We start from the raw sequence: 12,145 nt of genomic DNA on the forward strand, positions 1-12,145 counted from the left end.
CTCCCCCCTCCAGGGGGAGGTGAACCAAGCCTCACCCCTCGCCCGGCGCCGAGGCCTCGATGGCCAGGGCGTGGACGCCGCCGGCGATCTCGGCGGCCAGCGCCTGGTTGATGGCGCGGTGGCGGTCGAGCCGGCTCCTGCCACGGAACGCATCGGCGACGATGCGCACGCGGAAATGAGTCTGGCCGCCCGGCCGCGCCCCGGCATGGCCTTCGTGGCGATGCGACTCGTCGATCACCTCGAGGCTCGACGGCGAGAACGCCGCGGAAAGCTTTTCCGTCATAACGTCGCGAACCAGCATGGCGCATCCTATGTTAGAGATCGTCCCCGTCACGGCTCCGTCCCGGCACAATCCGTCGGCGAGCATATCGCCCGATCCCTGTCAATCTTGCGGGGGTGCGGACGACGTCCATAATGGCCCGTTATGAAGTTCGACTCACCCTTGTTCGACCGCATTCGCGTCAAGCCCGAGCGCGACCGCCGACCGGCCGAAGGCCCGGCCTGCGAGTGGCCCGGCTGCGGCTGCGTGGCGACCCACCGGGCGCCGAAGGGTCGAACCCAGGCGCGCGAGTACTGGCGGTTCTGCCTCGACCACGTCCGCGAGTACAACCACAACTACAACTTCTTCGCCGGGATGAGCGACTCCGCCGTCGCCGAGTACCAGAAGGACGCGGTGACGGGCCATCGGCCGACCTGGAAGATGGGCCTGTCCGGCAACCCGCGCACCCGCCGGTTCCGCCCCGACTCCATCTTCGGCGCCGACCCGAGCGATCCGTTCGACCTCTATGGCGAGCTCGGCTCCGGTTCGCGGCCCGACCCGGCCCACGCCCAGGCCGAGCAGGAGCGCCGCACGGTGCGCAATGCCGAGCGCAAGGCGCTCGCCTCGCTGGGCCTCGACCCGGGCGTCGGCCGGGCTGAAATCAAGAGCCGTTTCAAGGAGCTGGTGAAGCGCCACCACCCCGACGCGAACGGCGGCGACCGCGGCTCCGAGGACAAGCTGCGGGAGATCCTGGAGGCGTACAATTACCTGAAGTCGACCGGGCTGTGCTGACCTGCGGTCGCCCGTCCGGGGGACCGAGCCATGTGCGGCGGAGCGGAGCGTGCTGCTTTTTTGCACGATGTGAGCGCACCCACCCCCGCCCATATGGAGTTAAACTCCCGAACCGGCAGACCGGCCACCGAGACCGCTTCCGCGCCATGCGGACGGTCTGCTAAAGAAACGGGCGGTCTCGCCGACAAGACGCCGACGCTGCAAGCCCCACCCCCGCGGGGCCAGGAGGAGCAATGACTGCCGCAACAGAAGCCGTGGCCGGGCTGCCGGACATGAAAGTGTCGGTCCGACAGCTGTTCGGGATCGACTCCGACATGGAGGTTCCGGCCTATTCGGAGCCCGACGAGCACGTGCCCGACACGGACCCCGACTATCGCTTCGATCGTCCGACCACGCTCGCCGTCCTGGCCGGCTTCGCCCGCAATCGCCGCGTGATGGTCACGGGCTATCACGGCACCGGCAAGTCGACCCATATCGAGCAGATCGCGGCGCGCCTGAACTGGCCGTGCGTGCGCGTCAACCTCGACAGCCACATCAGCCGCATCGACCTGATCGGCAAGGACGCCATCGTGATCCACGAGGGCCAGCAGGTCACCGAGTTCCGCGACGGCATCCTGCCCTGGGCGCTGCAGCACAACGTCGCGCTGTGCTTCGACGAGTACGACGCCGGCCGCCCCGACGTGATGTTCGTGATCCAGCGCGTGCTCGAAGTCTCGGGCCGGCTGACGCTGCTCGACCAGAACAAGGTGATCAAGCCGCATCCGGCCTTCCGCCTGTTCGCCACCGCCAACACGGTGGGCCTCGGCGACACCTCGGGCCTCTATCACGGCACCCAGCAGATCAACCAGGGCCAGATGGACCGCTGGTCGATCGTGACGACGCTGAACTATCTGCCGCACGACAACGAGGTCGAGATCGTGCTCGCCAAGGCGAAGCACTATCGCACGACGCAGGGGCGCGACATCGTCGGCAAGATGGTGCGGGTCGCCGATCTGACCCGCAACGCCTTCATGAACGGGGATCTCTCGACCGTCATGAGCCCGCGCACGGTGATCACCTGGGCCGAGAACTCGGACATCTTCAAGGACATCGGCTTCTCGTTCCGGGTCACCTTCCTGAACAAGTGCGACGAGCTGGAGCGGCCGCTGGTCGCCGAGTTCTACCAGCGCTGCTTCGGGCAGGAGCTGCCGGAGTCGTCCGTCAACGTGGCGCTGAGCTGAGGCGGCGGTGACGATCAGCCGCGGGTTTCGAGGTCGGACAGGCGCTGCTCGATCGCATCGAGCCGCTCCTCCACTTCCCCCGCGGCATAGCGGCCGAGGACGCTTTCACCGAAGGCGAGCTTCCGGATCTTCTCGATGCGGTCGGTGACGTCGTCGAACCGTCGGTTTGTTTCGGCTTGGTTCTGGTCGACGTTGCGGCTCAAGGCTTCGATGACGGTGCGGATGTCGCGCAGCACGTGAAGAGTCTGGTTCTCAGGGTCGGCCATGGCTCGGTCTCGCTCGCTCCGGTAGTAAAGTTAGGCGATCAGACCGGGCAAATAAAGGTCGTGGATTCACCATGGCGTCGAACACCAGCAAGGGCAAAGGCGGCAAGGAAGCCCCCAACGAGCCGTTCAAGCGGGCCGTCGGGGTGTGCCTGCGGGCGATCGCCCGCAAGCCCGATCTCGAGGTGCAGTTCGCGACCGACCGGCCGGGCGCGGCCGGCAACAAGGCACGGCTGCCCGAGCCACCGCGAAAGTTCTCGCGTGAGGATGCGGCGGTGGTGCGCGGCCATGCCGACGCCATCGCGCTGCGCATGGCGTGCCACGACAACGCCGTCCACCGGAAGCTGATGCCGGGCGGCCAGCAGGCGCGCGCCGTGTTCGAGGCGGTGGAGCAGGCGCGGGTCGAGGCGATCGGCGCCAAGCGCATGCTCGGCGTCGCCCACAATCTCGGGGCGATGCTGGACGACCGCTATCACCGCGGCCGCTACGACGACATCACCGACCGGGCCGACGCGCCGCTCGAGGACGCACTCGCCATGATCGTGCGCGAGCGGCTGACCGGTCAGGCCCCGCCCGTTCCGGCCCGCAAGATCGTCGAGCTGTGGCGACCCGTCATCGAGGAGAAGGCGGGGCGCGATCTCGACAAGCTCGGCCGGTTCCTGGAGGACCAGCGCGCCTTCGGCGACGCCGTCCACGACCTGCTCGACTCGCTCGACATGGGCGACGAGCGCGGCCGCGCCGACGAGGAGGACGAGTCCGACCAGAACAAGGAGGACGGGCAGAAGGACGACCAGGGCCAGGACGGCCAGTCCTCGGACACCGAGGAGATGGAGCGCTCCAGCGTCGAGGAGGCCGACGCCTCCGCCGACGAGCTGCCCGAGAGCTCGACCGAGGCGCTCGACGCGCCTTCGGCCGACATGCCGGAGGATTCCGAGACCGGCAATCCGGAGACCGCCGCCGAGCCGTGGCGCATGCGCAATCGGCCGAACGAGCCGCGCGGCCCGTCCTACAAGCCGTTCCTCACCAAGTTCGACGAGATGATGGGCGCCGAGGATCTGTGCGAGCCCGAGGAGCTCGACCGGCTGCGCAGCTATCTCGACAAGCAGCTCGCCAATCTGCAGGGCGTCGTGGCGCGGCTCGCCAACCGCCTGCAGCGGCGCCTGATGGCCCAGCAGAACCGCTCCTGGGAGTTCGATCTGGAGGAAGGCCTGCTCGATCCGGCCCGCCTCACCCGCATCGTCATCGACCCGATGCATCCGCTCTCGTTCAAGCACGAGAAGGACACGGATTTCCGCGACACCGTCGTCACATTGCTGATCGACAATTCCGGATCGATGCGCGGGCGCCCGATCACGGTGGCGGCGACCTGCGCCGACATCCTGGCCCGCACGCTGGAGCGCTGCGGCGTCAAGGTCGAGATCCTCGGCTTCACGACCCGCGCCTGGAAGGGCGGCCAGGCCCGCGAGGCGTGGCTCGCCGCCGGCAAGCCCGCCAACCCGGGCCGCCTCAACGACCTGCGCCACATCATCTACAAGTCGGCCGACGCGCCGTGGCGCCGGGCGCGGAGAAATCTCGGCCTGATGATGCGCGAGGGCCTGTTGAAGGAGAACATCGACGGCGAGGCGCTGGACTGGGCGCACAAGCGCCTGCTGGCGCGGCCCGAGCAGCGCAAGATCCTGATGATGATCTCGGACGGCGCGCCGGTCGACGACTCGACCCTGTCGGTCAACTCCGGCAACTATCTCGAGCGCCATCTGCGCTTCATCATCGAGGAGATCGAGCAGCGCTCGCCGGTCGAGCTGATCGCCATCGGCATCGGCCACGACGTGACGCGCTACTACCGGCGCGCCGTCACCATCGTCGACGCCGAGGAGCTCGGCGGCGTGATGACCGACAAGCTCGCCGAGCTGTTCGACGAGCAGGCGATGTCGCGCGAGCGCAAGCAGCGCACCAAGCGGCGGTACGACGCGTGAGCGCCTCCGGGCGGGCGCGACGGGCCGGCGTCGGCCTCGTGCTCGCCGGTGCGCTGGCCGCCCTGATCACGACGGGGCTGCTGACGCCGGCCGGACAGGCGGAGCCCAACCCGGCCGTGCTGGGCGACCGCGGCGAGCCGATCACCGTCGAGGCGCGGCCGATCTTCGCCTTCGAGCCCGGCAAGCCGGATCGCGTCCGCTTCGGACGGCTGCAGTTCCGCGGCGGCCTCGAGCTCACCTCCAGCCACAAGGCGTTCGGCGGCATCTCGGGCCTGAAGATGCTCGACGCCGAGCGCTTCGTCGCCGTCACCGACAAGTCGGACTGGCTGACCGGCCGCATCGTCTACCAGGGCGCCCGGCCGGTCGGCATCGCCGACGCCGCCATGGCGGCGATGCTCGGCCCCGACGGGCGCACGCTGGCGGCGCGCGGCTGGTACGACACAGAAGCGATCACGGCCGACCAGAACGGCGTCGTCTATGTCGGCATCGAGCGCGTCAACCGCATCGTGCGCTTCGAGTTCGGCAAGCAGGGCGTCGCCGCGCCGGCCCGCCTGGTGCCGTGGCCGCAGGGTCTCACCGGCCTCCCCAACAATCGCGGCATCGAGGCGCTCGCCGCCGTGCCGAAAGGCTCGCCGCTCGCCGGCGCCCTGATCGTGATCACCGAGAGGGCGCTCGATCCGGCCGGCAACATCAAGGCGGCGCTGGTCGGCGGGCCGCGCCCGGGCCTGTTCGCCATCGCCCGCCACGACGGCTTCGACATCAGCGACGCCACCGTGCTGCCGGACGGCGATCTGCTGCTGCTGGAGCGCCGCTTCACCTGGACCACCGGCGTCGCCATGCGGCTGCGCCGCATCCCGATCGCCGCCATCGCGCCCGGCGCCGTGGTCGACGGACCCATGCTGGCCGCGGCCGACATGGGCTTCCAGATCGACAACATGGAGGCGCTCGGCACCCACCTGACGGCGGACGGCGAGACCGTTCTGACGCTGATCTCCGACGACAACTTCTCGTTCCTGCAGCGCACCCTGCTGCTGCAGTTCACGCTGGTGGACGAGTGAGGCCGGGTTCGCGCGGCCGGTCGTCGACGTGGAGCGCGAAGCCGGGCGCCGACGGGTCGCCCAACTCCGGACGAAGCTCGCAGGCCGGGATCAGGTAATCCCCGCCGTTCTGGCGGCGATACGGGATCGGCGGCGTGGTGGCGATCGTCCGCATCCGCTCGCGCAGCCCCTCGGCGGCGGCGGCGAAGCCGGCCGCGTCGAGGCGGTCGGCGCGATGGACCACATAGGCCGGCAACACGTCGTATCCCGGGTAGAACAGGATGCCGTGGTTGATCGGGAACAGGAGATCGTCCATCGGCCCGTTCACGCCGCGCGGCGAATAGTGCTCCTTCCAGCCGCCCGTGGTCGTGATCACCATGGCGCGCCGGCCTGCGAACACACCCTCGCCGTAGCGATCGCCCCACCGCGCCTCGCTGTGCTCGCCCACCCCGTAGGCGAAGCCATAGGCGAACACCCGGTCGACCCAGCCTTTCAGGATCGCCGGCATGGTGAACCACCACAGCGGAAACTGCAGGATCAGCACGTCGGCCCACAGGAGCTTCGCCTGCTCGGCGGCGACGTCGTCGGTCAGCGCCGCGGCGGCGTATCCGACCTTGGAGGCGCCCGGCACCTTCAGGCGGACATCCTGCGGCAGCGTCGGGAAATCGTCCCGGTCGATCCCGGACTTGAAGCGCATCGCGTAGAGATCGGAGACCTGCACGGCATGGCCCTGTGCCGCGAGCTCGGCGACGGCGACGTCGCGGAGCGCCGCATTGAGCGAGCGCGGCTCGGGATGCGCGAAGACGATCAGGACATTCATGGTCAACCTCGTCCGACGGAAACAGTGTCCCGGACGTAGCGCTGTCCAGAATGATCCGGTAGCTGTCGGGAATGGATAAAGACGTGCCGAAAAATGGATAAGCCGGGCGTCACGCTCGAACGCATGCGCAGCTTCGTCCGGGTCACCGAGCGCGGCAGCCTGTCCGCGGTCGCGCGCGAGCTCGGGGTGGGACAATCGACGATCTCGCGCCACCTGCGCGAGCTCGAGGAGGCGGTCGGCGTGCCGCTGCTCGGCCGCACCACCCGCCGCGTCACCCTGACCGACGAGGGCCGCCACTACTACGGCCACTGCGTCCAGATTCTGCGGCTCGTCGACCAGGCCGGCGACGAGGCGCGCGGGAGCCGCGGGGCGCCGAGCGGCACGGTCCGGGTGTCGTCCACGGCAGCCTTCGGCGTGCTCCACGTCACCCGGCTGATCTTCGCGTTCCAGGACCGCTGGCCGACCATCGACGTCGCGCTCGACCTCACCGACGAACGCGTCGATCTCGTACGCGAGGGCGTCGACGTGGCGGTGCGGCTCGGGCCCGTCGACGACAGCGCCATGACGCTGCGGCGGGTGGGCGTGAGCCGCCGCATCCTCGCCGCCGCTCCGGAATATCTGGCGGCGCGTGGCACGCCGGCGCGGCCGCCGGATCTCCTCGGTCACGAGGGCATCCGCATGACGAACGTGATCGGCAGCGACACGCTCGTGCTCGACGGGCCGGACGGCACCCGGCATGCCGTCCCGTTCGGCGGGCGGCTGCGGGTCGACCACGGGCTCGCGGCGCGCGAAGCGCTGGTCGCCGGACGTGGAATCGCGCCGGCGCACCGCTGGCTGGTCGACGATCTCGTCGCCGCCGGCCGCCTGACCGCGATCATGCCCGATTACGCCCTGCCGACGACGCCGCTGAACCTGCTGATCGTGCCCGAGCGCGCCGGTCTCGCGCGGGTTCGCCTGCTGGTCGATTTCCTCGCCGAGCAGATCGGCCGAATCCCGGGGATCGAGACCCCGTCGCGGCCGTCCGGAGCGACCGGCCGGCGCTGACCGGGCCGTTCACGTCCTCACCCCGCCTTCTTGGCCCGACCCGCCTCCGCCGCAGGCGTGACGGCCCGGGCATGCCCCTGGGCCGTGCCCCCGGTGATGTCGCCGATCTCGTCGGCGAGCGCCTGCAGGGCGCGGGCCGTGAACTCGCGGTTCATCGCGTCGGTCTTCTCGGCGAAGTCGCGCAACGCGGCGATGAACGTCGCCTTCACGGGGTCCGCATCGGCGTCGGAGGCGGCGAGCAGCGCGTGGGCGGCCTTCTCCAGCGCGGCCAGCGTCCCGTTCCAGGTGTCGAGATTGCGCTTCACGATCGCCGGCCCGTCGCCGCCGAAGATGCGCGCCAGGATGTCGGGCTCGTCGAGACGCGCCTCGCGCGACTCGCGCAGCACCACGCGGATCTGCGACAGCAGCTCGGTCACGGCGGGCTTCATCTTGACGACCGGATAGCTCAGCTTGGCGACCGTGAACGGGCTCTGCTCCTCCAGCACCAGGAACCGGAAGCGCAGCCCGACCGAGATGCCCTTGAGCAGCCGTGTCGTGATCTCGTCGCCGTAGTCCTTCGACTTCATCTCGACCACGTAGACGTGGATCTCGGTGCTGCCGTTGTAGAACGTCACGACGCGCGAGACGAACAGCCGGAACGCCTTGTCGCCCCTCAGGCTGGCGACGACGTGATAATTGTCCTCGAAGTCGCGTTCGAGAGCGGCCGTGACCATCAGCTTGAGGCCTTCGGCCCAGGCCGAGGCGAGCTCGCGCGGCACGATCATGCCGAGGAACTGCGACCAGCCGAAGCTGCGGGTCGGGATTTCGGAGATGCCGAACAGGCTGAACGAACCGCCCTCCAGCTCGACGGTCGCGTTGGCCAGGAGCTCGGCCCGGCTGGCGGCGGGCGGCCCGGTGCGGATGATCACCTTGCGCTCCGGAATGTCCTCCTGGCACTTGCGGTTCTGCAGGTACTTGAACAGCCGCAGATAGAGCCGGTCGGCGGCGTAGCGGATGTTGTCGCGGATCGCGTCCCGGTCGCCGAGATCCCAAGCCTGGCCGACGATCTCGGCGATGCGGGTCAGCAGGCGCAGCACCGGATTGTCGTCGTCGAGCGGCTTCGGCTCGTTGCGCATGAAGCTGGCCGGATCCTCGACCAGGCTGATGACCTGATCGGGATCGATGTTGATGTGCTGCAGGTTGAAGGTGACGGCCGGCGCCTTGCTACCGATGCAGAACGGGATGATGACGCGCTCGACCCCGGGGATCAGCGACGGCCGCTTCGTCTTCGAGGCGGAGAAGAATCCGGCCTCGTAGCCCGTGAAGGAGTAGCTCGGTTTGGTCTGGTCGGAGAACAGGATCAGCAGAATGTCCGAGGTGTCGAGCGCCGCATCGATGGCGTCCTTGAACTCGGAGCCGGCGTCGAGGCTCGCCCGGTCGAAGAAGATCCGGATGCCGCGCGGAAACAGCTTGCGCAGCTCCTGGTTCACGTCCTTCGCCAGATCCTGGTCCTCGCTCGCATAGCTGATGAAGATTCCGACCTCCCGCGAGCGGGCCGGACGGGGATGCGAGCGCGGCTTCTTTGCCTTGGGCATCATGCGGGACTCCTGACGCAATCGGAACGGGCGCGTCAGCCTACCGCAACCTCAGGTGCACTCGATAGAGGATAAACAACCTTTGATCGATATTCGCTCCACCGCACCTGTTCCGGCCCGCAGCACGGACCCGTGCGATCGACCGGCCCCCGCCCCGCCTCGCCGACCGCGTCTAGCCGCGGGCCGAGGCCGGCAGGCCGAACACACGATCGAACGCCCAGGTGAAGCCGAACGTGTAGGCGGTGAAGAACAGGATGAGGCCGAGGTCGTACAGGAACGCCTCCCACAGCGACACGCCGAGCTGCCAGGCGATCAGCGGCACCAGCATCACCACCAGGCCGGCCTCGTAGAGGATCGCGTGCGCCACCCGCCGCGCCAGGCTGCGGCCGCGGACCCGGCGGGAGGCCTCCCACCGCTCGAACATCAGGTTGAACACATAAGCCCAGCTCACCGCCACGACCGACGTGGCGACCGCGACCACGCTGGTGTCGCGGGCCGGCCGGTCGGCGACCCAGGCGAGCGCGACGCTGACCACCACGATCGCGATCATCTCGTAGAGGGCGACATAGACGAGCCGGCGGATCGTCGGATTGTTCATCTCACACCAGACGCAGACATCTTCATCGCTCCGCCGCGGCCGGGCGCGCGACGCGTGTTCCCGCCTCACGGACGTGCGGTCACAAAAAAAGCGCCGGCGGGGGGCCGGCGCTTTTTGTCGTTCGGCAGGCGATCGACGGGGCGGCAGCCCCCGGCGACATTAGGCGGCCTCGGCCTCGGCCTCGTCGTCCTCGCCGCCCTTGGTGGCGGGACCGCGCTTGGGTCCCTTCGCCAGGGCCGCCTCGATCTCCTTCACCGCCTCGGTGTCGGTGATCCGCTGCACGGCCGAGATCTCGCGGGCGAGCCGGTCGAGCGCGGCCTCGTAGAGCTGGCGCTCGCTGTAGGACTGCTCCGGCTGGCTCTCCGAGCGGTACAGGTCGCGCACCACCTCGGCGATGGCGACGATGTTGCCGGAATTGATCTTGGCCTCGTATTCCTGTGCCCGGCGCGACCACATGGTCCGCTTCACGCGGGCCCGGCCCTTGAGGGTCTCGAGTGCCCGCTTGACGATCGGCGGCTCCGCGAGCTTGCGCATGCCCACGGCCGCGATCTTCGCGGTCGGCACCCGCAGCGTCATCTTGTCCTTCACGAAATTGATGACGAACAGCTCGAGCTTGAGGCCTGCGACCTCCTGCTCTTCGATCGCCGTGATCTGACCCACGCCATGGGCTGGATACACAATGAACTCGTTCGTCTTGAAGCCTTGACGCTGGGTCGTCTTCTTGTTGGACATTCCGGGAACTGCTCCTTCAACCTCCGGCTTTTTGCCGGGGTCCTCCACCCGAGGGCGGGCGGATGGTTTGGCCGAAGCCTTGGCGGCCGCCTTGACGACCTGCTTCACCGGTGCGGTCGGGGGTGTTTCCGCCCGAGCCGGCGTTTTCGCAGCCGCGTGACCGCGGCGGACATGAGCGCGCGTCGTCTTCGTAGTCGGACGCCGAGCTGCCGCCGACGCTTTGATGGACGCCTTGGAGGAGGTCTTCGAAGGAGTCGCGGCCTTGGCCCCGCCCTTCTTGAGCTTCGACTTGTGACGAGTTTTGCCTGCCACTGTGATCGCGCGCTTCCTCGCGGACAAACGCGCCTCCGTCTGACGGTTCCTCAGGAACGCCCCGAAAAAATATGCTCCCGGGAGGGAGCTGTCGGGGCCGTGATCTCATGTGTGATGCTTATATATCACATTCTTTGCAAAAAACAAAGCCGTGCGGCGCGGCATTCGGCCATCACCGTACCAAATGAACATTAAATTTTATTGAGTTGCGGGTTGCTGCACCCGCCACCGCCCGCGCAAGTCGCGGGCAGTCGATCAGATCGGCCTGCGGCAGGCGCCGCGGAGTCTCGCGAAGCTCAGTCGCCAGCACCCGGATTCGGCGAAAACTGCTGCAGCTTGCCCGGCTTGCCGTCCCACTCCTTGTGGTCGGCCGGCGGATCGCGCTTCACCGTGATGTTGGGCCAGGTCTTCGAGTATTCGGCGTTGAGGCTCAGCCACTGCTCGAGGCTCGGCTCGGTGTCCGGCTTGATCGCCTCGGCCGGGCATTCCGGCTCGCAGACGCCGCAATCGATGCACTCGTCGGGGTGGATGACGAGCATGTTCTCGCCTTCGTAGAAGCAGTCCACCGGACACACTTCGACGCAGTCCATGTACTTGCACTTAATGCAGTTTTCGGTAACGACGTAGGTCATGCTCAGCTCCGGCCGGCCACCCGCGGCCCGTTTTGCCTGTGCCTAGCGCATCGGCAGACCGGGTGCAAGCGACTGCCGCAGCCGATGCCTCGAAGAACAGCCCGTTCGGCGCGCCGAATCACCTCTCGGCCGCCCCGAATCGCTCGCCGCCGTTAACCGCGCGAGGCGAAATATTTCGCTCAGTCGTCCTCGCCGGCCCGCCAGCGGTCGAGGGTGCGGCGGTCGCGCTTGGTCGGGCGCCCGGCCCCGGGCTCGCGCGGAGCCGCGGACGGCTCCGAATCGGGCGGCGGCTCGGGCGGGCTCTCGTCGCGGAACAGCGCCTGGGCGTCGGTCGCGGAGCCGCGCCGCTCGGCGAAGCCCGTGACGGTCAGCACCCGGACGCGGCTGTCGAGCGCGATGGTGACCACGTCGCCGGGCTTCACCGGCCGGCTGGCGGCGTCGATCCGCGCACCGTTGATCCGGACCCGGCCGCCCGCCGCGAGAGCCGCGGCGGCGCTCCGGGTGCGCACCACCCGGGCGTGCCACAGCCACTTGTCGATGCGCTGACGGGCGAGATCGGCAGGATCGGCCAAGCCTCAGTGCTTCTCCTTGGCGCTCGCCTCGAGCTGGGCCTTGAGGGCCGCCAGCTTGGCGAACGGCGAGTTCGGATCCGGCTCCTTGTTGCTCCGGTCGGAGCGCTCGTCGCGGCTCTGATAGGTGCGCGGCGGACGCTCCGAGCGGTCGTTGCGGTCGGGACGCCGCCCGCCCTCGTGCCGCGGCCGGTCGGAGCGGTCACGATCCGGGCCGCCGCGCGGACGGCCGCGATGGGCCTGGCGGTCGCCTTCGGTCCGCTGCTCTCCGCGGTCCGGACCACGCCGGCCGCCGCGATCGCCACGCGCGGGCCGCTCGC

At 68.9% G+C, this 12,145-nt stretch carries 14 protein-coding genes; 5 read left to right on the forward strand and 9 right to left on the reverse strand.

Features of this window, described 5'->3' with window-relative positions; all coding sequences use genetic code 11:
- Positions 1-31: 31 nt before the first annotated feature.
- Positions 32-301, reverse strand: a complete 270-nt coding sequence (locus CH341_RS21320; RefSeq protein WP_111420994.1) for a BolA family protein — start codon at positions 299-301, stop codon at positions 32-34.
- 123 nt (positions 302-424) lie between these two features.
- Here CH341_RS21320 and CH341_RS21325 point away from each other — a divergent pair, with 123 nt between their 5' ends.
- Positions 425-1,051 carry a J domain-containing protein gene (locus CH341_RS21325; protein WP_111420995.1) on the forward strand — a complete coding sequence of 209 codons (627 nt, stop codon included), beginning with the start codon at positions 425-427 and terminating at the stop codon, positions 1,049-1,051.
- Between the two features lie 233 nt (positions 1,052-1,284).
- Positions 1,285-2,271 (forward strand): cobaltochelatase subunit CobS, encoded by a 987-nt coding sequence (cobS, locus tag CH341_RS21330; RefSeq protein ID WP_111420996.1) that lies wholly within the window; start codon positions 1,285-1,287, stop codon positions 2,269-2,271.
- A gap of 14 nt (positions 2,272-2,285) precedes the next feature.
- On the opposite strand, the gene CH341_RS21335 is transcribed toward cobS, so the two are convergent.
- Complete coding sequence (locus CH341_RS21335) at positions 2,286-2,507, reverse strand: hypothetical protein (protein ID WP_146604564.1); 222 nt, start codon at positions 2,505-2,507, stop codon at positions 2,286-2,288.
- 101 nt (positions 2,508-2,608) lie between these two features.
- On the opposite strand from CH341_RS21335, the gene cobT reads away from it, so the two are divergent.
- The gene (gene cobT / locus CH341_RS21340; protein WP_111420998.1) at positions 2,609-4,507 is read left to right on the forward strand and encodes a cobaltochelatase subunit CobT; all 1,899 of its coding nucleotides are present in this window, start codon (positions 2,609-2,611) and stop codon (positions 4,505-4,507) included.
- Positions 4,504-5,565: an esterase-like activity of phytase family protein gene (locus tag CH341_RS21345; protein WP_210208505.1), complete on the forward strand. Its 1,062-nt coding sequence runs from the start codon at positions 4,504-4,506 to the stop codon at positions 5,563-5,565. Before cobT ends, CH341_RS21345 begins: the two co-directional genes overlap by 4 nt.
- Here CH341_RS21345 and CH341_RS21350 read toward each other — a convergent pair.
- Positions 5,546-6,364 carry an NAD(P)H-dependent oxidoreductase gene (locus CH341_RS21350; protein WP_111420999.1) on the reverse strand — a complete coding sequence of 273 codons (819 nt, stop codon included), beginning with the start codon at positions 6,362-6,364 and terminating at the stop codon, positions 5,546-5,548. The genes CH341_RS21345 and CH341_RS21350 overlap by 20 nt on opposite strands.
- A gap of 93 nt (positions 6,365-6,457) precedes the next feature.
- Here CH341_RS21350 and CH341_RS21355 point away from each other — a divergent pair, with 93 nt between their 5' ends.
- Positions 6,458-7,408 (forward strand): LysR family transcriptional regulator, encoded by a 951-nt coding sequence (locus CH341_RS21355; RefSeq protein WP_111421000.1) that lies wholly within the window; start codon positions 6,458-6,460, stop codon positions 7,406-7,408.
- A gap of 17 nt (positions 7,409-7,425) precedes the next feature.
- On the opposite strand, the gene CH341_RS21360 is transcribed toward CH341_RS21355, so the two are convergent.
- The 6 genes from CH341_RS21360 to CH341_RS21385 form a co-directional block, all read right to left on the reverse strand.
- Complete coding sequence (locus CH341_RS21360) at positions 7,426-8,985, reverse strand: toll/interleukin-1 receptor domain-containing protein (protein ID WP_111421001.1); 1,560 nt, start codon at positions 8,983-8,985, stop codon at positions 7,426-7,428.
- A gap of 169 nt (positions 8,986-9,154) precedes the next feature.
- Positions 9,155-9,580, reverse strand: coding sequence for a PACE efflux transporter (locus tag CH341_RS21365; protein ID WP_111421002.1), 426 nt, complete (start codon positions 9,578-9,580; stop codon positions 9,155-9,157).
- Between the two features lie 159 nt (positions 9,581-9,739).
- Positions 9,740-10,312, reverse strand: coding sequence for a CarD family transcriptional regulator (locus CH341_RS36480; protein WP_425376201.1), 573 nt, complete (start codon positions 10,310-10,312; stop codon positions 9,740-9,742).
- A gap of 608 nt (positions 10,313-10,920) precedes the next feature.
- Positions 10,921-11,256: a ferredoxin FdxA gene (gene fdxA / locus CH341_RS21375; protein ID WP_111421004.1), complete on the reverse strand. Its 336-nt coding sequence runs from the start codon at positions 11,254-11,256 to the stop codon at positions 10,921-10,923.
- 179 nt (positions 11,257-11,435) lie between these two features.
- Entirely contained in the window at positions 11,436-11,828 is a 393-nt protein-coding gene (locus CH341_RS21380; protein ID WP_111421005.1) for an RNA-binding S4 domain-containing protein, read from the reverse strand.
- Between the two features lie 3 nt (positions 11,829-11,831).
- Positions 11,832-12,145: hypothetical protein (locus CH341_RS21385; protein WP_146604565.1), on the reverse strand; the 314-nt coding region annotated here is incomplete at its 5' end.

Source organism: Rhodoplanes roseus, from assembly GCF_003258865.1.
Lineage (GTDB): Bacteria > Pseudomonadota > Alphaproteobacteria > Rhizobiales > Xanthobacteraceae > Rhodoplanes > Rhodoplanes roseus.